General features: G+C 54.8%; 25 protein-coding genes. 5 read left to right on the forward strand and 20 right to left on the reverse strand.

Translation table 11 applies throughout. The annotated features are described in order from the left end of the window. Positions 1 to 44: 44 nt before the first annotated feature. Complete coding sequence (locus C8273_RS12225; protein WP_199821112.1) at positions 45 to 866, reverse strand: ion transporter; 822 nt, start codon at positions 864 to 866, stop codon at positions 45 to 47. Positions 867 to 1,052: 186 nt separating this feature from the next. Here C8273_RS12225 and C8273_RS12230 point away from each other — a divergent pair, with 186 nt between their 5' ends. From C8273_RS12230 to C8273_RS12250, 4 genes are all read left to right on the forward strand, one after another. Further along, positions 1,053 to 1,781, forward strand: a complete 729-nt coding sequence (locus C8273_RS12230) for a LytR/AlgR family response regulator transcription factor (protein WP_106627975.1) — start codon at positions 1,053 to 1,055, stop codon at positions 1,779 to 1,781. Positions 1,782 to 1,791: 10 nt separating this feature from the next. Beyond that, the gene (locus tag C8273_RS12235) at positions 1,792 to 3,183 is read left to right on the forward strand and encodes a GHKL domain-containing protein (protein ID WP_106627976.1); all 1,392 of its coding nucleotides are present in this window, start codon (positions 1,792 to 1,794) and stop codon (positions 3,181 to 3,183) included. Next, positions 3,180 to 4,046, forward strand: coding sequence for a beta-carotene 15,15'-monooxygenase (locus C8273_RS12240; protein WP_106627977.1), 867 nt, complete (start codon positions 3,180 to 3,182; stop codon positions 4,044 to 4,046). The genes C8273_RS12235 and C8273_RS12240 overlap by 4 nt, the downstream gene beginning before the upstream one ends. 377 nt (positions 4,047 to 4,423) lie before the next feature. Continuing rightward, the gene (locus tag C8273_RS12250) at positions 4,424 to 5,380 is read left to right on the forward strand and encodes an arsenic resistance protein (RefSeq protein WP_106627978.1); all 957 of its coding nucleotides are present in this window, start codon (positions 4,424 to 4,426) and stop codon (positions 5,378 to 5,380) included. Between the two features lie 163 nt (positions 5,381 to 5,543). On the opposite strand, the gene C8273_RS12255 is transcribed toward C8273_RS12250, so the two are convergent. The 8 genes from C8273_RS12255 to C8273_RS12290 all read right to left on the reverse strand — a co-directional run bounded on the left by C8273_RS12255 (position 5,544) and on the right by C8273_RS12290 (position 14,127). After that, positions 5,544 to 5,711, reverse strand: a complete 168-nt coding sequence (locus C8273_RS12255; RefSeq protein ID WP_106627979.1) for a FeoB-associated Cys-rich membrane protein — start codon at positions 5,709 to 5,711, stop codon at positions 5,544 to 5,546. A gap of 25 nt (positions 5,712 to 5,736) precedes the next feature. Then, a complete protein-coding gene (gene feoB / locus C8273_RS12260) occupies positions 5,737 to 7,632 on the reverse strand; it encodes a ferrous iron transport protein B (RefSeq protein ID WP_106627980.1) in 1,896 nt (631 codons plus the stop codon). Between the two features lie 15 nt (positions 7,633 to 7,647). Further along, complete coding sequence (locus tag C8273_RS12265) at positions 7,648 to 7,872, reverse strand: FeoA family protein (RefSeq protein WP_106627981.1); 225 nt, start codon at positions 7,870 to 7,872, stop codon at positions 7,648 to 7,650. 443 nt (positions 7,873 to 8,315) lie between these two features. Further along, positions 8,316 to 9,527 (reverse strand): NupC/NupG family nucleoside CNT transporter, encoded by a 1,212-nt coding sequence (locus C8273_RS12270; RefSeq protein WP_234344096.1) that lies wholly within the window; start codon positions 9,525 to 9,527, stop codon positions 8,316 to 8,318. Positions 9,528 to 9,535: 8 nt separating this feature from the next. Next, positions 9,536 to 10,858 carry a pyrimidine-nucleoside phosphorylase gene (locus tag C8273_RS12275; protein WP_106627983.1) on the reverse strand — a complete coding sequence of 441 codons (1,323 nt, stop codon included), beginning with the start codon at positions 10,856 to 10,858 and terminating at the stop codon, positions 9,536 to 9,538. A gap of 13 nt (positions 10,859 to 10,871) precedes the next feature. After that, positions 10,872 to 12,056: a phosphopentomutase gene (locus C8273_RS12280; RefSeq protein ID WP_199821114.1), complete on the reverse strand. Its 1,185-nt coding sequence runs from the start codon at positions 12,054 to 12,056 to the stop codon at positions 10,872 to 10,874. Positions 12,057 to 12,074: 18 nt separating this feature from the next. Beyond that, complete coding sequence (gene deoD / locus C8273_RS12285) at positions 12,075 to 12,785, reverse strand: purine-nucleoside phosphorylase (protein WP_106627985.1); 711 nt, start codon at positions 12,783 to 12,785, stop codon at positions 12,075 to 12,077. A 79-nt stretch (positions 12,786 to 12,864) separates the two neighbouring features. After that, entirely contained in the window at positions 12,865 to 14,127 is a 1,263-nt protein-coding gene (locus C8273_RS12290; protein ID WP_106627986.1) for an NCS2 family permease, read from the reverse strand. Positions 14,128 to 14,250: 123 nt separating this feature from the next. Here C8273_RS12290 and C8273_RS12295 point away from each other — a divergent pair, with 123 nt between their 5' ends. Further along, entirely contained in the window at positions 14,251 to 14,901 is a 651-nt protein-coding gene (locus C8273_RS12295; RefSeq protein WP_106627987.1) for a Crp/Fnr family transcriptional regulator, read from the forward strand. 260 nt (positions 14,902 to 15,161) lie between these two features. On the opposite strand, the gene C8273_RS12305 is transcribed toward C8273_RS12295, so the two are convergent. The 11 genes from C8273_RS12305 to tnpA all read right to left on the reverse strand — a co-directional run bounded on the left by C8273_RS12305 (position 15,162) and on the right by tnpA (position 23,935). Next, a complete protein-coding gene (locus C8273_RS12305; RefSeq protein WP_106627989.1) occupies positions 15,162 to 16,082 on the reverse strand; it encodes a HipA domain-containing protein in 921 nt (306 codons plus the stop codon). Then, the gene (locus C8273_RS12310) at positions 16,075 to 16,296 is read right to left on the reverse strand and encodes a hypothetical protein (protein WP_106627990.1); all 222 of its coding nucleotides are present in this window, start codon (positions 16,294 to 16,296) and stop codon (positions 16,075 to 16,077) included. Before C8273_RS12310 ends, C8273_RS12305 begins: the two co-directional genes overlap by 8 nt. 241 nt (positions 16,297 to 16,537) lie before the next feature. After that, positions 16,538 to 17,005, reverse strand: coding sequence for a transcriptional regulator (locus C8273_RS12315; protein ID WP_106627991.1), 468 nt, complete (start codon positions 17,003 to 17,005; stop codon positions 16,538 to 16,540). Between the two features lie 50 nt (positions 17,006 to 17,055). Continuing rightward, positions 17,056 to 17,784 carry a Fic family protein gene (locus C8273_RS12320; RefSeq protein WP_234344099.1) on the reverse strand — a complete coding sequence of 243 codons (729 nt, stop codon included), beginning with the start codon at positions 17,782 to 17,784 and terminating at the stop codon, positions 17,056 to 17,058. Between the two features lie 243 nt (positions 17,785 to 18,027). Next, a complete protein-coding gene (gene guaA / locus C8273_RS12325; protein ID WP_199821117.1) occupies positions 18,028 to 19,587 on the reverse strand; it encodes a glutamine-hydrolyzing GMP synthase in 1,560 nt (519 codons plus the stop codon). A gap of 26 nt (positions 19,588 to 19,613) precedes the next feature. Continuing rightward, a complete protein-coding gene (locus C8273_RS12330) occupies positions 19,614 to 20,105 on the reverse strand; it encodes a regulatory protein RecX (protein WP_106627993.1) in 492 nt (163 codons plus the stop codon). Next, complete coding sequence (gene recA, locus C8273_RS12335) at positions 20,102 to 21,262, reverse strand: recombinase RecA (RefSeq protein WP_106627994.1); 1,161 nt, start codon at positions 21,260 to 21,262, stop codon at positions 20,102 to 20,104. Before recA ends, C8273_RS12330 begins: the two co-directional genes overlap by 4 nt. 100 nt (positions 21,263 to 21,362) lie before the next feature. After that, complete coding sequence (locus C8273_RS12340; protein ID WP_106627995.1) at positions 21,363 to 21,806, reverse strand: GatB/YqeY domain-containing protein; 444 nt, start codon at positions 21,804 to 21,806, stop codon at positions 21,363 to 21,365. Positions 21,807 to 21,875: 69 nt separating this feature from the next. Then, positions 21,876 to 22,058 (reverse strand): 30S ribosomal protein S21, encoded by a 183-nt coding sequence (rpsU, locus tag C8273_RS12345; RefSeq protein WP_005841552.1) that lies wholly within the window; start codon positions 22,056 to 22,058, stop codon positions 21,876 to 21,878. A gap of 352 nt (positions 22,059 to 22,410) precedes the next feature. Beyond that, positions 22,411 to 23,520, reverse strand: a complete 1,110-nt coding sequence (locus C8273_RS12350) for an RNA-guided endonuclease InsQ/TnpB family protein (RefSeq protein ID WP_106627996.1) — start codon at positions 23,518 to 23,520, stop codon at positions 22,411 to 22,413. Between the two features lie 4 nt (positions 23,521 to 23,524). After that, positions 23,525 to 23,935 carry an IS200/IS605 family transposase gene (gene tnpA, locus C8273_RS12355; protein ID WP_106628000.1) on the reverse strand — a complete coding sequence of 137 codons (411 nt, stop codon included), beginning with the start codon at positions 23,933 to 23,935 and terminating at the stop codon, positions 23,525 to 23,527. Between the last annotated feature and the right edge of the window lie 128 nt (positions 23,936 to 24,063).

A 24,063-nucleotide genomic window follows, 5' to 3' on the forward strand; every position in this document is an offset into this window, starting at 1 on the left:
GTTCGGACGAAAAAATCTACGCCAATCTGACGGACTTCATTTTATCAGCGATTCCTTACTTCTAACAACGCTTCGATTTGTGCGAGGTGCTGACGGATTTCCGCTTCGATTTCATCGGCTGCTCGCACCTCGGGCGGTGCGTTCTCCGCCGCCTCCGCCGCCTGTCTCTCCTTGACCGCTGCGGAGATGGTGCCGACCGCCTCGACTACGATGCCGACCATGACGTTCAGCAGGGTAATGGCGGTAAGAAGAATGAACACCAAAAAGTATACCCATGCATAAGAATACGTTGCCATGATTGGCCGCGCCACGGCGGTCGCCCACGACTCAAAGGTCATGACCTGGAACAGGGTAAACATGGAGCCGCCAATGTCCCCGAACAGCTCGGGGAACGTATCTCCATACATGGTACTGCCGAAAACCCCAAAGATATAGAAGATGATAAAGAGCAGGAGCAGTGCCCACGACATACTGGGAATCGCCTTGAGCATGGACGATACGAGGATCTGCAGCTCCGGGAACTCCGCGAGTGCCTTGAGCAGTCGGAAGATACGGAAGGCTCGGATGACCGATACACTGGAGGAGATGAAGATGATGGAGCTGAGGACGATGACGAAGTCGAAGATGTTCCAGCCCTCTGACCAAAAACTTCGCCGATAAACGAGCAGTTTTGCGATCAACTCGACGGTGAAAATCACCAAACAGGCTTTGTCGATCATCTCCAACAATGAAATCTCTTCGACGGACAGCGTCCGATCCGTCAATATGCCCAACACCGCTGCATTGAGGATGATGACAAAGGTGATGATCCTCTGCGTATGCTTCCAATGAAGAGCTTTTTCCAGTACACCCATAATAAACTCCATTCCTCCTCTTTACTGATACGAAAGGACTATACATCCTATCAATATTTTCTCACATCTGAGAAAAAAATCAACAAAGTTGGTCATAAACGACGAAAGTATGTCATGAACGCGAAAGCAGTCAAATTATACTTGCAATTCTTTTCTTATTTCCATAAAATGTTTTATGGAAAAGGAGGCATCTATACTATGAAGATTGCGGTGCTCGATGACAATCCGAGCGATCTGCACACGCTCTGCATAACACTCGACACGATCTGTTCGGAGTATATGCCGCGCCCTATGATTCGCGCGTTCACGGATGATAAGAAATTCCTTGCACACATGTCCGCCGCGCGTGCCGATATTGCCTTTCTCGACATCTATCTGGGCGAGCGTACGGGCATCCGTACGGCGCAGATTCTGCGCTCATTCAATACGAACTGCGCGATCATCTTCGTGACGACGAGCCGCGAGCACGCGGTGGAGGCGTTCGATGTGACGGCGGTGCACTACCTCATCAAGCCCGTGACGGAGGAAGGGGTGCGCGAGGCACTGTCGCGCACGCCGTTCTTCAAAAAGGATTGTCCTACCATCACGCTCACGATTGACTACACAGAGCAGCGCATCCCCATCGAAACCATTCGCTATGTCGATGCGGACGGGCGTCGCTGCTCGTTTCATCTGACGGACGGCACGACACGCTCCTCCTATATGACGCTCGCCCGCGCACGGGAGCTGCTCGATGCCATGCCGATGTTCCTCGCCTGCCACCGCAGTCTGCTGGTCAATATGGACTATATACAGCAGCTGACTTCGGACGGCATTTGGCTCTCGGACGGTACACGCCTGCCGATTGCGACACGCCGCAGCAGTGAGGTCGAGCGCAGTTACCACGCCTATATGCTGCAGAAGATGCGTGCAGGATTTTCGTCATAGGAGAAGATTCATGCACCCATTCCATGCGATCGAACTCATGCCGTATCCGCTTGCCGTTCCACTGGTAACGCTGCTGTATACGGCGGTTCACATTCTGCCCGTCAATCTGGTTCGTCTCTATATCTTTCGCCGCTATCTGCGTTTTGCTCCGCTGCCGATCATTGCGGGGCTGCTCCTGCTCACGGGGATCGAGGCGGTCACGGTGTTTTCGCGGCGCATCGCCTTTCCGTTTCTCTTTTTTATCTTCTTCTATCTGCTCGCGATGACGCGCGTGCCGATTGGCAAGCAGATCTGCATCCTCATCCCTCCGGGGCTGGTCTGGTTCGCCATGCAGACGGTGATCTATGCCGTGGAGGATGCCTACCCGCTCTTTGATGTGCCGTTCCTGCTCTCGGGGCTTTGCACGATTGTCTGCCTCCCCGTCGCTGTGCCGCTTTTTCTGTACTATGGACGCACGTTCGCCGCTCCGCTGCTTGCGGATGATTCCTTTGATGCGGTATGGACGCCGCTCGCGTGGCTGGGTGTGCTGATTCTCGTGCTCACGATCCTGCTCTCGCCGTTCAATGATCTGCGGACACATACGGCACTCTTTGTGCGTCTGAGCGGGGCGGTCGGCGGTTTCTGCTGCATCGGTCTGGCTCTCTATGCCATGAATGCGCGGCTGCGGCAGCGCGTGCTGCGCGAACGGGTGGCACGCGAGGCGGAGATGGCGGCAATCACGCGTCAAAACGCAGCGCGGATGGAGGAAAATGACCGCACGACACGCGCTTTTCGCATGCAGTTCACGGAGATGGTCGCTGCGGCGCAGGAGATGCTTGCACGCGGGGACACGGCGGGCATCGAGCGGCTGATGGGCGACGCTGCATCTCTGATCCAAACGCGCTGCGCGCCCGTCTGTGCAAATGAGACGGTAAATATTCTCGTCGGCTATTGGCAGCCGGTCTTTGAACGGCTCGGCGCACAGACGGCATACCGCATTGAGGTGGGTGCGGAGAATCCGATTGACCCGCTCGATCTGACGGCAATCCTTGGCAATCTGCTCTGCAATGCCGCCGAGGCAATGGAACGCCTCGCGCCCGATGCCCCGCGCATCCTGCAGCTTGCACTCATCCATCAGGGGGACACGCTCTTTCTGACGATGGACAACAGCTATGACGGAGAGCTGCATTACGATGCCGAGGAGCAGCTGCTCTCGTCCAAGCGCGGCTATACTGAACGCGGCATCGGTATGGAGAGCATACGCGCGAGTCTGGCGCACTATGGCGGAACAATGGAGATTGCGGCGGAGGGCGCGCTCTTTGCTGTCTCGATTGTGCTGCAAGCGACAGTGATGCGTGCGGCAAACGGCACGCGGACGGATGCCTGTGAGGAAGGCGGCTGCGAGGAGGACGACGGAGCATGACCGACACGGAGATTCGGCTGCTGCATACGCTCGTGTGTGCACCGCCCTTTGACCTGCTCGTTTTCTATGTCTTTCGTGAGCGGCTGCGTTTTGCGCGGGGCTGTATCCTCGTCGGCTATCTGCTCCTGCTCGTACTGACGCAGGGCATTCAGATGACGGCGGGGCTGGATATGTCGCTGACTGCCCTCCTGTGCCGCCCGCTCGCCGTACTCTATATGATGGCGACGATCCATGACCGCCCGCTGCGCGTGCTCTCGATCGCCCTGCTCGTCTATCCGCTGCTGATGCTTGCGGGGACGATCGGTGCGGCGGCGGAATATTTCTTCGGCGCAGGACTGCCGCCGGGGCTGTGGAAATGTCTGCTCGTCCCCATGATGTTCCTCCTCGTCCTGCCTGCCGCGCTGCATACGATCCGCCACCTGCTCATGCCGATGCTGTTCGTTGATGATCGTAGGCTCCTGCTCTATCTCTGCGGCTATGAGGTGATTCTCGTCGCGCTCGCCGTCGCCGCAGATCCATCGGGGACGTCGGTGCAGCCGACGATCATCGCTGCGCGGCTGCTGCTCCCGCTCGCCCTCATCCAATACCTGCGCGTATCGAACCTCCTCGCACGCTATACGGAGGAGGGCAATGCACTCCACACGCGGCAGCTCCATGAGCAGATGATCCGCAGTGCCGAGGAGGCGCGTTATCAAACGATGCTCGCCCTCTGGCGCAGCTCGCGCCGTATGCGCCACGATCTCAGACACCACATGACGATGATTGCGCAGCTCGCACATGAGGGCAGCTGCGCACGCCTTGCTGCATATCTGGACAATCTCGCGGAGCAGTTCTCGAAGCGAAATACAGAGGAACACAGATAAAACAAAGAAGCTCTACTCCCGAAGTAGTGGAAATGGTATCATTATCGAGGGAAGTGAGATTTCATCCACTTGCGTTTTCAGGAATCGCTGATAAAATGAAGTCCGTCAGATTGACGTAGATTTTTTCGTCCGAACAAGGAGGCAAACCGGACGCATAGCAGGGCTATGTGGAGGATTTGCCGACACAGTGCGGACAAAAAAGATGCGTCAAGATGGCGTGGCTGAATTTATCAGTGCTTCCTCAATCAACCTTCGCGGTATCCATGCGCATAAGCTTCTGGCACCCCTACCGTCACGCCGTCGCGTGCCACCTCCCCCGCAGCGGCGGGGGGGGAGGCTGATCTACCGTTTTATCAGTGTTTCCTTGAGGAATATGTATGAATATAGCTGCAATATATCAGCCGCTGCTCATCATCGCAGCGGCGCTGGCAGGAATTGGCCTCGGATATATGACATCATTCTGCGAGATCGCCTCGCATATCATTACGCCGGCACTCATGGCACTCCTCTATATTGTTTTTCTCTCCGCAGACGGCAGTGAGCTGCGTGCGGCGTTCCAGAATGTCCGCTTCACACTGACCGCCACCGCAGTCAATTTCCTGTGGACACCCGTTTTTTCCTATGGACTGGGACTTCTTTTCTTTCATGAGAACATTGATATGCAGCTTGGGCTGATGATGCTCCTCGTGACACCATGCACGGACTGGTATCTCGTCTTTACGGCGCAGGCACGCGGCAACACGGTACTCGGGGCCTCGATCCTGCCGCTGAACCTCGCACTGCAAATTCTGCTTCTGCCTGTCGATCTGGCGCTGTTCTACGGGGATGCTATCCGTATAACCGACGCGGAGGTCGTTCGCAGTGCGCTGGTCGTGCTTCTCCTGCCCTTGGGACTCGCGGCGTGCAGCAATGTACTTGGACGCATCTCCCCGCTTATGGCACGCAGCATCGCTCGTCTCCGTACATGGGGAGACACGTTGCAGCTCGGCTTTCTCATGACTGCTGTTCTCGCTATGTTTGCATCGGAAAGTGCAGTACTGTTTGCACATTCGAAACTCTTCGCCAATATGCTCCTCGTCATGCTGATCTTCTTCAGTGTCAACTATGTGCTCGTACGTCAGCTTGGTATGCGTCTTGGCTTTCGGCGGGCAGACCTCACGGCACTCAGCTTCACCACGCTTGCACGCAACTCGCCTCTCGCCCTTGCGATTGCCGCCGCTGCATTCCCTGATCGCCCACTGACCATACTTGCACTCATCATTGGGCCGCTGATCGAGCTTCCGGTACTCGCTCTAATTGCGCAGCGCATCCGAAAGATACAGACCCACGAATGATAGAATCTGCTCCGGACAGAAGCTTGACGGGTTTGTCAGCGATTACTTCATAATATGATCTCTTGTAGACAGCAAAAAGAGGCTGTTGCACGAAGCTAAAAAACTTCGTGCAACAGCCCCCTTTTTAGGAAACACTGATAACTTCAGCTTATCAGCGATTCCTTTATTTTTTCGGTTGTTCCGATGAATGGCAACAGGAAGGAGGTTCGTCGCATGACGAGCAGCTGCTGCCGCAGCAGTCCTCCCTGCCCAGACAAAAGTTCCGATAGACATGGCGAACGGCAAAAAAGAGCGCAGCCGCCACAAATGCACCGACAACATAGGTCGCCATAAGAATTCCCCCTCAGAGCCTCCCATCAGAAGCCGAGCATCCGACCAATCTGATAGACAAGAAGCGAAACAAACCAAGCAATCGCGAACATATAGACGGCAGAGAAGCCGACCCATTTCCACGCGCCCGTCTCTTTCCTAAGCGTACCGAGTGACGTGACACACGGCGTGTAGAGCTGTGAAAACACCATGAAGGCAAGCGCAGAAAGGCTTGTAAACGCTGCGCCCATACCTGTCTGAAGCATCGTGGACGCCGTATCGACCGCATCCGCCGCCTCGGTCGAGACATCGGCAACACCATAGAGAATGCCGATTGTCGCAACGACCGTTTCCTTCGCCATGATGCCGGAAAGGACAGCCGCGCCAGCCTCCCACGTTGCAAAGCCGTGGAATGTGAAGAGCACAGACATCCAGCCGCCGAGCGTCGCGAGGATGCTGTCCTCAATCTCGCACGGACCGCCGAAGTTGTAGTTCGACATAAACCAAAGGATGACCGATGCCGCAAAGATAATCGTACCTGCCTTGATGAGGTACCCCTTACCCTTGTCCCACGTCTCCAAGAGAACCGAATTCATATCGGGCATACGGTACGGCGGGAGCTCCAACAGGAAGGTCGAGCCCTGTGCCTTGAACAGCGTCGAACCGAGCACCTTCGCCATGATAATAGCCATGACCATACCGATGATATACATAAGGAACACAACGTTTGCTGCATTGTTGGGAAAGAACATCGCCGCAAACAGTGCCATGATCGGCAGCTTCGCACCACACGTCAGGAACGGTGTGACGAGGATCGAGATCATGCGATCCTTTTCCGAGTCGAGCGCACGCGCACCCATGATGGACGGAACGGCGCAGCCGAAGCCCATCATCAGCGGCATGATCCCCTTACCCGTCAGCCCGCAGCGGCGCATGATCGGATCCGTGATAAACGCGATACGCGCCATGTAGCCCGTGCCGTCGAGGAACGAGAGGCAAAAGAACAGGACGAAGATGAGCGGAACGAATGTCAGCACCGAGCCGACACCCGCGATGATGCCGTCCGTGACAAGCGAGACCATCCAGTCCGCGACCCCCGCCGCTACAAGCGAATCCTTGACAAAGTTCAGGAACTGATCGTTGATGAGCACCTCGAGTTCGTCGGCAATGGGCTGTCCAATCCATGTAAACGTGATCTGAAACACGCCATAGAGAATCAAAAGGAAAATCGGCAGCGCAAGCGCACCGTTCGCGAGAAAACGATCAATTTTCTCCGATCGCGTCGCACCGACATTTTGCACGGTTACGGCATACTGCACGACTTGATCGATGAGTGCATAGCGCGCCTCGATGATCGCCTCTTCCTTCTCTGCCTCTGTACGCGAACTGCTCTCGATCTCATGAACCTTCGCAATATGTGCCTTGACGAGGTCGCTCGGCTGGTACCGTGCCATGACCGTACTCGTAAAGACATCGAGCAGCGTCTTGGTACTCTTGCTGCTGCGCCCCGTCGTCTCGACGGTGGGCATGCCGAGCGCCTCTTCGAGCTTCGCCGTGTTGATCTTGATGCCGCGCCGCTGTGCATCGTCCTGCATATTGAGGTCGATGAGGAGCGGAATCCCCTTCTCAAGAAGCTGCACCGTGAGGAAAAGATTGCGCTCGATGTTCGAGCTGTCCACGACATTCAGGACGAGATCCAGCTTCGTACTCGTCAAGTAGTCGATGACGATTTGTTCCTCCGGCGAGCGGGCATTGATGCTGTACGTCCCCGGAAGGTCGACAATGGAAATCGCCCGCCCCTTGTAATGCGTGTGACCGATTTTCTTGTCAACCGTGACCCCCGGCCAGTTTCCGATTTTCTGACGCGCACCCGTCAGTGCGTTGAATATGGTCGATTTGCCGGTATTCGGGTTTCCGGTCAGTGCAACTGCCAATGCTGACATATCTCCGCCCTCCCCTTAACCGATCTGCTCGACAGATATGAGTGCTGCGTCCTCGCGGCGCATGGCGAGATTATACGAGCGAATGCCAACCGCGATCGGATCCCCCATAGGTGCCGAGCGCAGAACAGTCACCTTCGTCCCCGGAATCATCCCCATCGACATAAGACGCTGCTTGAGCGGCGATTCGCTGATTTGCAGAATCTTCAGCGTCATTCCTGTCTTCCCGTCCCTCAATGTCAATACATGACACCTCCTAAAAACTGTCTTTTATCAATACAAATGATAATGAAATTATCTCTGCACCGTGTGTGATACCTTACTCCATATCATTACGTCAAGGGGGTTTATCACAGAACTTATTTTCCATAAACTGTTTATTTAGGGCTTTTTTTCTGTGGTGAATCCGCTCATAACAGAAGACACAGAATGACATAAAAGGGGGTGTTGCACGAACGCCCCTATCGGCTCGCTGCACTCGCCACTTCCCCCGTTGCGACGGGGGAAGCTAAGATGCCATAATCCTAGCCTCCCCCGTGCGACACGGGGGAGGGGGACCGCGTAAGCGGTGGAAGGGGCGCTTGTAGCGATATCGCTGACATAGACAAGGGCTGTTGCACGAAGTTTTCTAGCTTCGTGCAACAGCCCCAAGTCAATATCTTTGTGTGCAGCAGCGTAAGCCCCGCTTACCAGACAAACAATCCGCAGATGGCGGCAGACAGCAGGGAGACCAGCAGTCCGGACAGAATCATGTAGGACACGTTGCGTGCGACAATCGTGTTGCGCTCGCTGTCAACGAGCCCCTTAAAGCAGCCGAGGATGATGCCGATTGTCCCGAGGTTGGCGAATGACGTAATGAACACGGTCATCACAGCCTGCATGTGTGCGGGCCACGTCCGGACGACATCCTGGATCTGCAGCATGACAACAAACTCGTTCGTGATGAACTTCGTTCCCATGTACTGGGCAATCTGGAAAGCCTCTGCCGGCGCGAGACCAAGCAGCCACGCGAATGGGAACAGTACAACGCCGAGGATGAGTTCAAGCGAAAGCGATGGGTGCAGCACGCCGAGAAGGAGGTCAACGCACTTGAGCAGCGCAACGATGGCAATGACGTTCGCGCAGATGATGAGCACGAGGCGTCCTGCGCCGATGATCGACTCCGCAAGGTAGGAGAAGAACGGTTCGCGCCCACCTCCTTCGTGGATTGTTGCGATCGTGTCCTCCTCCGGCGCAACCTTCACGGGATGGAGGAGCGAGGAGACGAGCAGCGCGTTGATGACATTCAGAGGGATTGCCGTGACGACATACTCCGCCGGCATCATCTTGACGTAGACGGCGATGAGTGCCGCCGTCACGCAGCTCATCGACATGAGGCCGATGGTCAGCACGCGTTCCTTGCTCATCTTCATGAGCTGGAGTTTCGACACGGCGAGTGCCTCCGTGTTGCCGAGAAACATCATCTCGATGGCGAAGAACGACTCGAACTTCGGCGCGCGTGTGAGGAATGTGAGCAGCTTGCCAATCCAACGAATGACGAACGGCAAAATGCCGAAATACGTAAGGATGTCAAAAAGCGGCACAACGAAGAGGATCGGCAGCAGTGCCGCAGCGAAGAAGTTCATCTGCGGCACGTTGACCCAGTCGGGGAACACGAACGCGATGCCGACGTACGAGATGTTTATCAGCTCCGTGAATCCGGCCGCAGCGGCTGTAATCATCTCGCGCCCGATCTCGAACGAGGTCAGGAACCACGCGAGCATGAGGTTCAGCGTGAGCAGAGAGGCGACCGAACGCCACTGGATCTCCTTGCGGTTCCGCGAGGCGAGCACGCCGATTCCGAGGAACACAACAAGGCCGAGCAAGTTGACGAAGAAAAACATACGAAATCCCCCCATCGCATTTGTTAGTACCGAACGACCTTGTCTTTCTCCACGCGGGCATAGACGAGCGGACGGACGGGCGGCATCTCTGCGCCGATGGTAATCGCCTCGCGATAGAGCTGCGCCGCGCTGTCGCCGCGCTGTGCACTGTCCGTGTAGAGCGTCGCGATGACGTCGTCTGCCTTCACTGCGTCACCGTATTTCTTGTGCAGGACGAGCCCTGCGGCAAAATTGATCGGACTGTCCTTCGTCTCACGCCCCGCACCGAGCACGACGCTTGCCTCGCCGATTTTCTCCGCGTCCATAGCCGTGATGTAGCCGTCCGCGTTCGCGCGGATCTGCACCTGTACGGACGCCTGTGGGAACTTCGAGGCATCGCGGAGGACGGCATCGTCACCACCCTGCCGCCGCACCATCGTGCAGAAGGTCTCAAATGCCGATCCGTCGACAATCGACTGCTCCGCCATGCGGCGGCACTCCTCGATCGTGCCCTTGCCGACGAGGTAGAGCATGTTCTCCGCGAGTTGGAGCGACACCTCCGTCAGGTCATGCGGCCCCTTGCCGCGCAGCACGTCCATCGACTCCGCAACCTCGATGCTGTTGCCAATGCCGAGCCCCAGCGGCGTGTCCATGTCGGTAATCAGCGCGACGGTGCGCCGTCCTGCGCCCTCGCCGATGGCGACCATCGTCTGCGCGAGCGCGATGGCGTCGTCGAGCGTCTTCATGAACGCGCCCGAGCCTGTCTTGACATCGAGCAGGATGCAGTCCGAGCCGGCGGCGAGCTTCTTGCTCATGATCGAGGACGCGATCAGCGGGATCGAGTCAACCGTCGCTGTCACGTCACGCAGCGCGTAGAGTTTCTTGTCCGCCGGCGCGAGGTTGCCCGACTGCCCGATGACGGACACGCCGCATTCGTTCACAATGGAGAAGAATTTTTCCTGCGAAATTGCCGTCTCATAGCCGGGGATGGCCTCCAGTTTGTCCACGGTACCGCCCGTGTGGCCGAGACCGCGGCCGCTCATCTTCGCGACGCGCCCGCCGCAGGCGGCGACAATCGGGGCGCAGATGAGTGTCGTCTTGTCGCCGACACCGCCGGTGGAGTGCTTGTCCACCTTTTTGCCGGCAATCGCCGAGAGATCGACGCGGTCGCCCGAGTCTGCCATTGCAATCGTCAGATCCGTCGTCTCCTGTGCCGTCATGCCGCTGAACCAGATTGCCATCAGCATGGCGGACATCTGGTAGTCGGGAATCTCGCCCGCGACATAGCCTTCGACCATGCTGCGCAGCTCCTCGGCAGTGAGAGTGACGCCATGCTTCTTCTTCGTAATCAGGTCATACATGCGCATGGGTACGTCCTCCTCAGTGCGCAAGAATGCGCGGCAGCAGGCTCTCGCCCTTTGTCGTCAGCCCCGCACCGAACATATCCGCCACCGTTGCGCCGATCATGGCGAAGGTTGGGTACGTCCCGAGGTTGAGCCCCTGACGGATCGGTGCGCCGTAGACGAGGAGCGGCACGTACTCACGCGTGTGATCCGTGCCGGGGGCACCGGGATCGCAGCCGTGGTCGGCCGTAATCATCAGCACATCGTCCTCGCGCATACGCTCCATGAATGTGCCGAGCTGCACGTCGAACTCCGTTGTCGCGCGTGCATAGCCTGCGATGTCGCGCCTGTGCCCATACGTCATGTCGAAATCGACGAGGTTGACGAAGCACAGCCCCGTGAAGTCCTCCTGCTGAATGCGCAGTGTCTTTTCCATGCCGTCGGCGTTGCTCTCGTTGACACCCGTGCTGCGCGTGACGCCGCGCCCCGCGAAGATGTCGCTGATCTTGCCGACGGCGATGACCTCATGCCCCCGCCGCATGAGCGCGTCCATCATCGTCTCGCCCGTGGGATCGAGGGAGAAGTCGTGACGGTGCGCTGTGCGCTCGTAGTTCGGATAGCTGCCGACGTACGGCCGTGCAATGATGCGCCCGACGCCGTGCTCGCCCTGCATGATCTCGCGTGCCGCACGGCAGTAGTCATAGAGCCGCTCGACGGGGACATCGGCCTCGTTCGCCGCGATCTGCAGCACGCTGTCCGCCGACGTGTAGACGATGAGCCCGCCCGTCTCCTCCTGCTCGCGTCCGTAGTCATGAATGACCTGCGTGCCGGAGTAGGGCTTGTTACAGAGGATTTTCTTTCCGTCGCACGCCGCCGAGAGCCGCGCGAGGATCTCCTTCGGGAATCCGTTCGGATACGTCGGCATGGGCTGCTCGGAGACGATGCCTGCGATTTCCCAGTGTCCGATCGTCGTGTCCTTGCCGCGCGAGAGCTCCCGCAGCCGTGCAAAAGTACCGATGGGGCTGTCTGCGGGCGTGCCGCAGCCGACGCCGTCGATGTTAAAGAGGCCGAGCTTCGTGAGGTTCGGCGCGTGCAGCTCGGGCGATGTCGTCAGCGATGCAAGCGTGTTGCAGCGCCCGTCGCCGAAGTCGGCTGCGTCCGGTGCACACCCGATACCGAAGCTGTCGAGGACGATGAGGAATACGCGTTTGATACCAGCCATTGCTATCTCCTCCTACAATTAGGCGATCGACGCCTCCAGTGCAATCTCGATCATCTCGCTGAACGATGTCTGACGCTCCTCTGCCGTGGAGGGGGGCTCGTCGCTGACGAGGTGGTCGCTGACGGTAAAGAGTGCGAGCGCGCGCACGCCGAACTTCGCCGCGATGAGGTAGAGTGCCGCTGCCTCCATCTCCAGACCGAGGACACCGTAGCCCGCGAGCTTTTGAATGTCGAGTTCGTCATCGTAGAAGCGATCCTGCGACATCACGTTTCCGACGCGCACGGCGATGCCTTTGTCGACGGCGGCCTGATATGCGGAGCGCAGCAGATCAAAGTCCGCGACTGGCGCAAAGTTGACCGCAGAGCCGAAGATGTTGCGCGGCATGGAGGAGTCGGTCGTCGTCGCCTGCGCGATGAGGACGTCGCGGATGTGGATGTCCTTGTGGCATGCGCCGCAGCTGCCGATGCGGATCAGCGTCTTGCAGCCATACTCGCGGATGAGCTCGTTGACATAGATGGAGATCGACGGCATCCCCATGCCCGTTCCCTGCACGGAGATGGGATGCCCCTTGTACGTGCCGGTGTAGCCGAGAATGTTGCGGATGTTCGTGTACTCTTTCGCACCTTCGAGGAAGTTCTCGGCGATGTACTTGGCGCGAAGCGGATCCCCCGGCAGGAGAATGCGCTCGGCGACTTCGCCCTTTGCAGCTGCAATGTGTGGGGTTGGCATGATGTGTACCTCTCTTTCATAACAGTGAAGAACATTTATCGAAAACCGACATAGCGGCCTATACCCTAGTGAAGTGCACTCACTGCACCGCCTCAAAGATGAGCTGCAGGAGGAACAGTACGCCGAGGACGTAGGAGAGCGTGCCGAGCTCGCGCCGGCGCCCCGTAAACACCTTCATCATCGGGTGCGCGGCGAAGCCGAACGCCAAGCCCGTCGAGATGCTGTTTGTCAGCGGGATGAGCACGATGATGAGAAACGCAGGGAACCACTCTGAGAAATCCTGAAAGTGGATATTTTCAAGCTGCTGCATCATCAGGGCACCTGTGATGATGATGACCGGCGCAACGGCCGCCTGCGGAACGTAGGCGAGCAGCGGGATGAATACGAGCGTGAGCAGGAACAGTGCGCCGCCGACGAGTGCCGTCAGTCCGCTCCGTCCCCCCTCTACGATGCCCGCCGCACTCTCTGCGGCAGCAACCGTCGGACTCGTCCCGAGCACCGAGGACAGCACCGCTGTCAGCGACGAGGCGCGGAACGCGTTGCGGAACTTCTCCGTATCAGGCAGCAATCCTTCGAGCAACCCGATGGACTCAAAGACGAGGATCATCGTCATCGAGAATACCGCAAGCCAGAACGAAATCGTCAGCACGGAGGAGAAATCCTCCGCAAAGAGCAGCGCACCGTACTCGCCGAGCCGCGTCATATCAATCTCAATCGTATTCGCGTGGACGAGGTCGAGCGCATTGGCGATGACCGTCACAATGAGGATGGCGATGAAAAAACCGCCCTTCACCCGCTGCTGGTAGAACAGCAGGCTCAACACAAGACCGAGGAGTGCGAGCTGCGCAGACGGATTTTGTAGATCACCGAGCGCGAGGATCGAGTTCTCGCCGGCACGGATCAGCTCCGCCTTTTCCAGTCCAATCTCCACGAGAAACAACCCGATGCCCGCCGTCACTGCGTATTTCAGCGATTTCGGCACAGCATCCGCCAGAACCCTGCCCGCGCGTGTCACCGCCAGCGCGAAGAAGATGAGCGCCGAGACGAGCGAGATGGCAAGCGCCTCCTGCCAACGGAACCCCATGTTCGTCACGACGGTATATGTGAAGAACGCATTGATCCCCATGCCGGGCGTCAAGATGATCGGCGCATCCGCCCAGAGTGCCATCAGCAGACAGCCGACCGCCGAGGCGAATATCGTTGCGAACACGCTCAGCTCCGCCGGGATCCCGCCATCCGCGAGAATCAGCGGGTTGACGATGATGATGTACGAGATGGCAAAGAACGATGTCAGCCCTGCCATCACTTCCACGCGTTTGCTCTGCACGTTCTCTGAACTCATACCGCATTCCCCTTTCTTTTTTGATTATAACAAACGCGCCAGACGAAAAAAAAGGACATGTGACTTTTCAGCGCGCGTTTTTTTCGCTAAAATAGAAAAAACTGTACTGAGAGGAGAGTCACCATGCGTTTGCCGTCGTTCCCAGAGATACCGCCACATCTGCTGCGCGTTGTGCGGCCGCTCACATTCCAGCCCGACGAGATCATCCGCTGCAAGGGGACGCATGCCGACACGGTCTACATCCTCCTCGCGGGGCGCGTGCGCATCATCAACGAGTTCTCAAGCGGTGATCGGTACGTGTTTGCCATCGCCGACCCGCCCACATTCCTCGGCGAGTACGAGGCACTTGCAGGTACGCCGTACTATGCCGCAACGTGTGAGGCGGAGACGGTGTGCGATCTGCTTGCTGTCAGCATCGATGCGTTCGCCGCGTGGCTCCAACGCGACGCGGGAGCAGCGTTTGCCGTTGCCTGTATGATCGCACGAAAATCTTGGCCTGTTTCGGACGAATACGGTCAGATCAAATACATGACGGTTCAATCGCGCCTCCTCGCCTACCTGCAAAAAAAACTGCCCGCATGCGATGTCGCCGTGCGGTTCCCCATGCGCCGACAGGACATTGCTGATGCCATCGGCACGAGCTTAAAGACGGTCAACCGCAGCGTTGACCGCCTCCGCGCAGAGGGACTTCTCTCCCTCGACCGCGGCAAGCTCGCCCTCACACCGGAGCAATGCGCCAAGGTGCGGGCGATGAATGAGTGCCAAAAAACGTAAGGGAACCACGGATAAATTCAGCTTGTGCCTCTTGACGCATCTTTTTTGCCCGCACTTCGGCGGAAAATCCTCCACAGAGCACTACTCTGCGTCCGGTTTTCCACCTTGTTCGGACGAAAAATCTACGCCAATCTGCGGGACTGTTTTATCAGTGGTTCCCTAAACTTGGCTTTTCGGCAATAAACAGTTACATATACAAAACGCCTTTCAGAATATGATGTTGTATAAATAAAGTTGGCGAATGTCAAAAGTATATGGAGTTATCTGCCCGTGCCGTGCGCAGTCGTCTGATCTTTTTCGTTGCACTTCTTAAGCGACGGAAGGAGAATCTGATCACTACGCAGGGCAAGGGATTTTTTCATGTACTCTTTGGAGATGTCCGAAAGCCCTTCCGTGCAGTCGATGAACGCATCAATGCGGGCAGACGCCTCCTTGATGCGTGGCACAATGCGCTGAATCGCACGGCGTAGGTCCTCGGGCGGGTTCTTGAAGATTTCGTGATAAAAGACGCGTTTTCCTTGATAGCGATAGACAGAGCACAGATTATATTCTGTACCTTTGAAGCTCCCCTCACTCTCTAAAAGTGTTGCCTTTTCTTCATCAGAAGATAATGGGGTAAGAGCAGACCCGCAATCATATACGGGAGCAGGGGCAAGCGATCTGTCAGAGGCTTCAATAACGCCCCAATTATCCAAATGCCGGTCACCATTTCCGATGAACGCATCTACCACAAACATATCCCAAAAAAACTTTTTCATCTGTTCCCTGTTTTTTATCATCACATCCTCATCAATCACGTGCATAACATCTTCAATCGTAGTCTTGTTTCGTTTCTGGCTGTCTGTTTCATGCAGAAAGAACTTGCTGAATTCGATGAGGCAGCCGGGCGTGTCCTGACAAAACACCTCACAGGCAACGGCAATTTTTTCTCTCTTGCTGTTCGGGGGCGTTGCAAGCCACAAAAATGTATTCTGCGCAGGGATTCCAAGCATCTGAAAGATATGGCAGCCGATGTGCTCTGAAAAATGATTATTGATATAGCCTAGTGTCGTTTTTTTGGGTGCACGAATGGGATCGGGGAACTTCACCATGTAGAGTTTCCCCTCGTATTTCATTGTCCATTTGCTCTCAGAACCGCCGAAGCGGTTCGGCATCCATTTTACATCACTCAGATCAACCATAAAGCAACCCTCCAAAATACGCCAGCATTTCCTCTCGGTCAGTTGCTGAAATATCCCCTTCCTTCATGGCATATTTCGTCTCGGAAAAGAGATGGCTCATCTCAGAAATCATGAAGGGGCGATTCTTCTCCTCATACGCCCGATAGAACGCTGTCATATATTCGCAAAGCATCTCTTCATAGTCCGCCGGATTATATTTATACTGCTGCATCATCATCGCCTCCTGTTCCAATTATACAGCGAATGGGAAAGAGGGGCAACAGCGTCCTATTCAAATGGTACGAATCCGAGCGGCTTGCGGCGTTCACAGCCACTTGCCTTGACGGCTTCCGCAGGACCGCGATAGGATCATTGACAGCATCGAGAGCGATCCTGTAACAAGAAAGATGTCAAACGGAGGTCACAGAAAATAAATAAGGGGCTGTTGCACGAAACAAACGTACAGCAGCCTCAAACTATTGTGTTTCCTGCGCATGGATATTCTTTTCAGCCATCCAAACATCCATGACTTCAACGAATTTCCGAATGTCGGCTTCATGCAGCGGATAATAGCTGCGCACAATTTTTTCCATGGGTACGGCTTCGAGTATGGTCTCAAATGGGATATTCTTCAGCCATTGGTAGTAGGCAAGTGCCCATCCTGCCCAATACTCCGGGGATTTTTCTGCATAGAGGGCAGGCGGTTGAGGAGGCTGCTCGATGTTCAGTGCCCAAAGGCAGTCCCACAGGAGCTCGCAGCCGGTTCGCCCGGCAACGTAGCGCGGGTTTCCCTTCCCGAATTGATCCGCAACGCCGGAATCCATAAAGTATGCCGCTGTTTCCCCAATGGAGATATGGCAGGTATTAACGGCATAGTCAAACATATTCCCGAGATTCTCCTGAGCGTCGACGATATAGAGATCTGAGTAGGCTCTTGTCGGCATCCTTTATCCCCTCCCCGATAATGTGCTTGATGTGTCGGATATAAAATACGTTAACGTCGATGAACATGCCGCAGGAAGCGCGGATGATCCCATGTTTTGACCAGTGCAGCCTTCAAAAAGAGTTTGAGCGGCACAAGTTCTTCTTGCGTATCAAAGGCTTCCAACGACTGATAATAGAGGTTCTTATCCTCCGCATGAATGACGAGCGGCGGATGATTGTGCTGCAGCAGGAAGTAGTTCATGGCAAGTCGCCCAGTGCGCCCATTCCCATCAGAGAAGGGGTGTATGTTCTCGAACTTTGCATGGAAATATGCAGCAGCCGTAAAGATATGATCGTTCGTGCGGATTGCAGCTTGATGGATTTCCTCAAGTAAGGCAGCAAGTTCCCTCTCTACATCCTCCGGTGCGCTTCCGACCTCGTATCGACCGGTGACATAATCATGTTTCTTGAACACCCCCGGTCGCTCACCAACTTGCCATCTGCGCGTATCATAGGTGTTTTTCGTCAGCTCATAATGAAGCTGTAGGATAAAGTCCTGCGACAGCGGTTCATGGCGTTCAAAGGCATCCAGAAGCATATTGCTGGCATCTTTGGCGTTACGTATCTCGAAGATTGTTCGGACATCGCCCGTAAAATTCGTAACACCGTCACGATCAAAGATCTCACGGGTATCATTGTACGTAATATTGGGGTTTTCAATTTTCCCGGAATGATATGCAAATTGAATCACATATCCATTGAGTGCCGCTTCGAGTTCAGCTGCGTTTTGGATGTTCAAATTTTGCCATGCGAAAAGAATCTCGCTGTATTTGTCCATACACACACCTCTCAGGTTAATCATCTTACGCCATTATACCATATTATTGGCGGGAAAAACGGCTTTTGACACCATCAAAAAGTGTGTCAATTCTCCTCTCCATGTGTGGATGATCCTGCAGCAAGAAAGATGTCAAACGGTGGTCACAGAAAATAAATAAGCGCAGAGAACCTTGATACATAAGGATCTCTGCGCTATTTTTATTTATTCCAGTTCGATGGTTGCCGGTGGCTTGCCCGTGCAGTCATAGAGCACGCGATTGACGCCGCGGACTTCATTGACGATGCGTGTTGTGACCTTTGACAGGACTTCCCACGGGAGCTGCGCCGCCTCCGCCGTCATGAAGTCGCTGGTCTCAACGGCACGCAGCACAACGGCATAGTCGTATGTTCGTCCATCCCCCATGACGCCGACAGATCGCATATTGGTCAGCGCGGCAAAATATTGACCTATATTCCCCTGAATTCCTGCCTTTGCAATCTCCTCACGGTAGATGGCGTCAGCCTCCTGTACGATGTGAACTTTCTCCGCTGTGACTTCTCCAATAATGCGGATACCGAGTCCAGGTCCCGGGAACGGCTGGCGATCAACGAGGTAGTCCGGAATGCCAAGCTCACGTCCTGCGGCACGCACCTCATCTTTGAAGAGCAGCCGAAGCGGCTCGACGATTTCCTTGAAGTCTACGTGGTCAGGAAGTCCGCCGACGTTGTGATGTGACTTGATGACCGCAGATTTTCCAAGCCCGCTCTCGATGACATCGGGATAGATCGTCCCCTGCACGAGGAAATCCACCGCACCGATCTCATGTGCCGCCTCCTCGAACACGCGAATGAATTCCTCCCCGATGATCTTGCGCTTTGCCTCGGGGTCGGTGATTCCTTTGAGTTTTGCATAGAAGCGGTCACGCGCATTGATGCGGATAAAATTGACATCGTATGTGCCAGAGCCGCCAAAGACTGCCTCGACTTCATCACCTTCATTCTTGCGCAACAGTCCATGATCGACAAAGACGCAGGTGAGCTGGCTGCCAATCGCCTTGGAGAGCAGGACTGCTGCGACAGAGGAGTCCACGCCTCCTGAGAGTGCGCAAAGTGCACGCCCCGTGCCGATCTTTGTGCGCAGTTCCTCCACGGTCTTCTGCACGAAGGAATCCATCCGCCACGTTCCCGTACATTTACAGACGTGATAGACAAAGTTGCGCAGGATTTTCGTCCCGTGATCTGTGTGCAGAACCTCTGGATGGAACTGCACGGCATAGAGCTGCGCCTCAGGATTCTCCATTGCAGCGATTGGGCAAACCGGTGTGCTTGCTGTTGTATGGAAGTTTGCAGGCAGTTCGCTGATATAATCCGTGTGACTCATCCAGCAGATATTTTTTTCAGGGATTCCGTCGAACAGCAGAGACGAACGATCTGTGATGTCCACCTCCGTCTTCCCATATTCGCTCGTTGGCGCAGTCTCAACCGTGCCGCCGCAAAGATGTGCCATCAGCTGCGCGCCGTAGCAGATACCAAGCACAGGGATACCAAGCGAAAAGAGGTCCTTTGGCGCCGTGATCGCCTCCGCACCATAAACACTGTTCGGTCCGCCCGTCAGAATAATGCCGCGCGGTGCCAGCTCACGAATACGACCTAAGGACAATGTATGCGAATGTACTTCACAATAGACATGATTTTCCCGTACGCGGCGTGCAATCAACTGATTGTACTGTCCGCCAAAGTCAAGCACCAAAATCATTTCCGCGACATCGTTTTTGTTCATCATGGGCGTTCCTTCCTCGCTCTAGGGAATTATTCTTCTGCGTCTTCCGTAAAATTCTGCACAGCGGCATGTGCCACATCCACGGAAAATCCCTTTTGATAGAGATTTGTCATCATCTTTTGATGCTTGTCCGTCGGTTTGAACTTCATTGATAGGACACGTTCGGCTGCGGCAACCTCACGGTCATAGGTATCCTCCGGCACAACACTCCATACCAGGTCGTGATCAAATCCGCGCTGCATGAGTTTTGCACAGATCTGTCGGACTGAGCTGCGCCCCTCGTCATAGAGATACATGAACTGCTCCGTACAGAGCTTTGTGTCATCGAGATAATGCCGCTCAATGAGGCGCGCAATGGCGTCGTCGATCTCCTCCTCCGAAAAGCCCTTGCGTGCCAGTTTCTCATGCAGTTTTTTTTCGCTGTGCGCCTGCCGTGCGAGATAGTCAACTGCCATCATGAGCGCGGTCTTTTCATGGGATCTGCGCGGTGGTTTTGGTGAGGTCTCTGGAGAAGCGCTCATTCATCCGTCTCCGGCATAGCATCCTGCTCCGAAACATCCTGCTCGGGGACTTCTTGCTCTGGAGCATCCGCGGCGTCCTGTTCCGCAGCCGCCGCGACTTTTTTCGATGATTTCTTTTTCGGCTTTTCTCCTTCGACAAGAATTTTCGTGCGGATTTTTTCCTCGATCTCGGCGATCATCTCCGGTTTTTCCTCAAGGGTCGCCTTTGCATTTTCCTTGCCCTGTCCGAGCCGTGTCCCCTCGTAGGCATACCATGCGCCGCTCTTGTCCACGATGTCGAGATCTACTGCCATGTCGATGATGCTGCCGAGGCGCGAGACTCCCTCGCCGTACATGATGTCGAACTCAGCCGTCTTAAAGGGCGGTGCGACCTTGTTCTTGACGATCTTGGCACGCGTGCGGTTGCCAAGTGACTCTGTCCCCTGCTTGATGGAGTCCGCACGCCGTACATCAATACGAACGGAGGCGTAGAACTTCAGCGCACGCCCTCCCGTTGTCGTCTCAGGGTTGCCGTATGTCACGCCGATCTTTTCGCGCAGCTGATTGATGAAGACGGCAACTGTACGTGTCTTACTGATGATGCCCGTGAGCTTTCGCATCGCCTGACTCATGAGGCGTGCCTGAAGTCCGACGACAGAGGCACCCATGTCGCCGTCGATTTCGGATTTCGGCACGAGTGCCGCGACAGAGTCGACCACGATGATATCAATCGCGCTGCTGCGTACGAGCGCGTCCACGATCTCAAGCGCCTGTTCACCAGTGTCTGGCTGCGAGATCAGAAGATCCTCTGTGTTGACGCCAAGCTTACGCGCGTATTCGGGGTCAAGGGCGTGCTCGGCATCGATGAATGCGGCAAGCCCCCCTGCCTTCTGAGCCTCGGCGATCATGTGGAGGGTCACGGTCGTCTTGCCGGAGGACTCGGGACCATAGACCTCAATGATGCGCCCGCGCGGGATGCCGCCAACGCCGAGTGCAATATCCAGCGGCAAAATACCCGTCGATATGACCTCGATATTCATGTTTGCCTTGGCTTCACCAAGACGCATGATTGCGCCCTTTCCATGCGCTTTCTCAATTTGCTTGAGGGCATTTTCGAGCGCCTCCTCACGCGTCATGGGTTTATCTTTTTTGCTGTCCTTTTTATCTTTTTCCGCCATATCATGCGCTCCTTCAAACTTCAATTTTCTTTCCAATTATACGAAAATCCCCGCGCCTTTGTCAAAAAGAATGTGCGGGGATGTGTTGCGCTTTGGACAATTATTTGAGAAGCGAGCGGACGAGTTCATTCACGAGTTTTCCGTCCGCACGCCCCTTGACGCGCGGCATGAGGACGCCCATGACCTTGCCCATATCCTTTGCCGTGGTCGCGCCAACCTCGGCAACAGCCGCCTCGACGATCTTCTTTACCTCATCGGTACTGAGCTGTTCCGGCAGATAAGGCATGAGAATTGCAATCTCACCCTCGGTCTTTTCCACCAGATCCGCGCGTCCCCCGCGTTCAAACTCCTCAATGGAGTCACGGCGCATCTTCACTTCCTTTGTGATGACGCTGATGATCTCATCGTCACTCAGCGTCTTTTTTCCGTCGATCTCAGCCTGACGAACGGCGCCGCGCACGAGTCGGATCACGGAGAGACGCTCCTTTTCGCCCTGTTTCATGGCTTCCTTCATATCCGCTGTCAATTTTTCCATCAACGACATTTCTCTTCATCCTTCCATAAATAATAGAAAAGCATCCGTGGCACTGCGTCCACGGATGCCTCTTTGCAATCAGCCCCTGTATTTGCGTTTACGCGCTGCCTCAGACTTCTTTTTACGGCGAACGCTCGGTTTCTCGTAATGTTCACGCTTACGAACCTCGGCAAGTGTGCCGGCCTTCTGTGACATACGCTTAAAGCGGCGGAGAGCACTGTCGATCGACTCATTTTTGCCGACCTTGATTTCATTTGCCATGCATTTCCCCTCCCTCCACGCGCGGAGTAGTTTCGCACCGATAAATGATGCAAACACATTATACCCCATTGAGATAATCCATGTCAATCACGTAATGAAATTTTCACAAAAGGTGAATTTCGGGAAAATACCTTCGGTGCACTGCCATATACACTTTCAAAAAAGATCGTCGTCTATGACATTCTGCATTTCCATGATGATTTCCTCCTCTGCCTTGCGGCATCAATATTGGTGTATCACTGCTATGGTTACATCATACGGGGGAATGTTAAACAAAGTTTGACATACTCCCCACGGCTAAAGCCGGGGGATTCTTGGATACAGACGGCATTTGCCTGCTTAAATGCAGGTCTTACGATGCCTCTCCAAAGAAGGTTGATGCCCCAACCTTCAAGATGTTCTTTGCGGCGTTTCTGTCCCGATCATGAATGGCTCCGCAATGCGGACATGTCCATTCTCGGACGCGCAAATCTTTCGTTTCCGGATTCTGCGCGCCGCAGATATGGCAGGTCTGCGAGCTTGCATAATATCGATCAATCGTTTGAATCGTCGTTCCTGTTTTGCTCGCCTGATGCTTTAGGATTTCCACAAACGCTGCAAATCCATAATCCGAGATTTTTCGTCCCCATCGTTTCTGCATTCCCCTCAGATTCAAGTCCTCAATGCACACAAGAGCGTATTCCTCGCAGATCGCATGTGCCAGCTTGAAATGAAAGTCTTTGCGCTCATTCGCTGTCTTCTTGTGCAGCCGTGCCAGTGCGAGCCGTGCCCTCTTTCGATGGTTCGACCCATTCTGTTTCTGCGAAAGTGCTTTCCCTGCCCTGCGTATCGCTGCTGCATTCGCCTTGAAAAAGAGCGGGGCTTCCCTGTCGTTCCCATCCGACGCTATGAGAAACTGCCTGAGCCCGAAGTCATAGCCGACGCTTTTACCCGTTCTTGCCAAAACTTCGTTTTCTGCCGTCTCACAGACGAAATAAAGATAGAGATCCCCAAGTGCATCCCGTTTGATGGTGACGATTTTGACCGTTCCCTCGATGGCACGGCTTTTGAAATAGCGGTACTTTTGCGTACCGATTTGGACGGCATTTCCTTCTAGGAGCTTCCACCCTGCCTGCTTCAAGGTATAGGATTTATACTTTCTCACCTTCTTGAACGAGGGCGGCGCCGTGCGCACCTTTTGTTTCAGGTTTCGGAAAAAGAGTTTGTAGGCACGGTCAATCCGCTGCGTGATGTCCTGCACCGCCTGTGCACCGATTTCTTTCAGGTAGGAAAACCGGGGGATCTTTTTGAGCTTCGTGAGATGTTTTTGCAGGGCATAGACGTTCAGCGATTTGTGATATAGACGATAATACCGTTTGTGCAGGGCAATACAGTGATTATAAATGAGACCTGCCGCATTGATTTGTCGGTGGAGCTTTCGGTTTCTCTTTGCCTTGTACAACTTAAAGCAGAAGGTCTTCATATTCTCACTTCCTTTGCGATGTTTTCTGATTCTCGATGTATTGCTTTACAATGCTCAGCGTCGCACCGCCAACCGCAGCGCAAAAATAGCTGTTTGTCCAAAGGGTGGGGAGCTTTGTCTTTAGCCAAGGAAATTCCTGCCTTAGAATACGCGACGTTTTCCCTTTGATGGTCTTTATGGCTTTATGGATCCCAAACTGTGGGTGTACTTCAAGCAGAAGATGTACATGATCCGGCATGATTTCCATTTCGATGACATCGACATGGATTTCTTCACAGATTGACATGACCAGCTCCTTCAGTCTGGTGTCAACGCCGTTGACCAGTACTTTTCTACGATATTTGGGGCAAAAAACGACATGATACTTGCATGAATAGACGATATTGTTGCTCGAATGATATTTTACCTCTCTCATATTTGTTATGAAAAGTTTATACAAGAATAAAAAAGCGCAAAAGTCCCCCATAGCTATCTTGAATGAAAAAAATTATGCAATAGCAACATCCTCTGCGGCATGAGGAAGCCAACCAAGTTTTGTTAATT

The sequence above is a fragment of the Candidatus Centipeda massiliensis genome (assembly GCF_900290285.1).
Lineage (GTDB): Bacteria > Bacillota > Negativicutes > Selenomonadales > Selenomonadaceae > Centipeda > Centipeda massiliensis.

Bases quoted from the DNA above. Each gene is read 5' to 3' on its own strand.
- feoB (WP_106627980.1), bottom strand. From the start codon at position 7,632: ATGTCAGCATTGGCAGTTGCACTGACCGGAAACCCGAATACCGGCAAA.
- recA (WP_106627994.1), bottom strand. From the start codon at position 21,262: ATGGCGGAAAAAGATAAAAAGGACAGCAAAAAAGATAAACCCATGACG.
- C8273_RS12255 (WP_106627979.1), bottom strand. From the start codon at position 5,711: ATGGCGACCTATGTTGTCGGTGCATTTGTGGCGGCTGCGCTCTTTTTT.
- tnpA (WP_106628000.1), bottom strand. From the start codon at position 23,935: ATGAGAGAGGTAAAATATCATTCGAGCAACAATATCGTCTATTCATGC.
- C8273_RS12305 (WP_106627989.1), bottom strand. From the start codon at position 16,082: ATGGTTGATCTGAGTGATGTAAAATGGATGCCGAACCGCTTCGGCGGT.
- C8273_RS12275 (WP_106627983.1), bottom strand. From the start codon at position 10,858: ATGCGCATGTATGACCTGATTACGAAGAAGAAGCATGGCGTCACTCTC.
- C8273_RS12225 (WP_199821112.1), bottom strand. From the start codon at position 866: ATGGAGTTTATTATGGGTGTACTGGAAAAAGCTCTTCATTGGAAGCAT.
- C8273_RS12295 (WP_106627987.1), top strand. From the start codon at position 14,251: ATGCGTTTGCCGTCGTTCCCAGAGATACCGCCACATCTGCTGCGCGTT.
- C8273_RS12230 (WP_106627975.1), top strand. From the start codon at position 1,053: ATGAAGATTGCGGTGCTCGATGACAATCCGAGCGATCTGCACACGCTC.
- C8273_RS12270 (WP_234344096.1), bottom strand. From the start codon at position 9,527: ATGGGGGGATTTCGTATGTTTTTCTTCGTCAACTTGCTCGGCCTTGTT.
- C8273_RS12315 (WP_106627991.1), bottom strand. From the start codon at position 17,005: ATGCCGACAAGAGCCTACTCAGATCTCTATATCGTCGACGCTCAGGAG.
- C8273_RS12340 (WP_106627995.1), bottom strand. From the start codon at position 21,806: ATGTCGTTGATGGAAAAATTGACAGCGGATATGAAGGAAGCCATGAAA.
- deoD (WP_106627985.1), bottom strand. From the start codon at position 12,785: ATGCCAACCCCACACATTGCAGCTGCAAAGGGCGAAGTCGCCGAGCGC.
- C8273_RS12330 (WP_106627993.1), bottom strand. From the start codon at position 20,105: ATGAGCGCTTCTCCAGAGACCTCACCAAAACCACCGCGCAGATCCCAT.
- rpsU (WP_005841552.1), bottom strand. From the start codon at position 22,058: ATGGCAAATGAAATCAAGGTCGGCAAAAATGAGTCGATCGACAGTGCT.
- C8273_RS12240 (WP_106627977.1), top strand. From the start codon at position 3,180: ATGACCGACACGGAGATTCGGCTGCTGCATACGCTCGTGTGTGCACCG.
- C8273_RS12350 (WP_106627996.1), bottom strand. From the start codon at position 23,520: ATGAAGACCTTCTGCTTTAAGTTGTACAAGGCAAAGAGAAACCGAAAG.
- C8273_RS12235 (WP_106627976.1), top strand. From the start codon at position 1,792: ATGCACCCATTCCATGCGATCGAACTCATGCCGTATCCGCTTGCCGTT.
- C8273_RS12280 (WP_199821114.1), bottom strand. From the start codon at position 12,056: ATGGCTGGTATCAAACGCGTATTCCTCATCGTCCTCGACAGCTTCGGT.
- guaA (WP_199821117.1), bottom strand. From the start codon at position 19,587: ATGATGAACAAAAACGATGTCGCGGAAATGATTTTGGTGCTTGACTTT.
- C8273_RS12310 (WP_106627990.1), bottom strand. From the start codon at position 16,296: ATGATGCAGCAGTATAAATATAATCCGGCGGACTATGAAGAGATGCTT.
- C8273_RS12290 (WP_106627986.1), bottom strand. From the start codon at position 14,127: ATGAGTTCAGAGAACGTGCAGAGCAAACGCGTGGAAGTGATGGCAGGG.
- C8273_RS12250 (WP_106627978.1), top strand. From the start codon at position 4,424: ATGAATATAGCTGCAATATATCAGCCGCTGCTCATCATCGCAGCGGCG.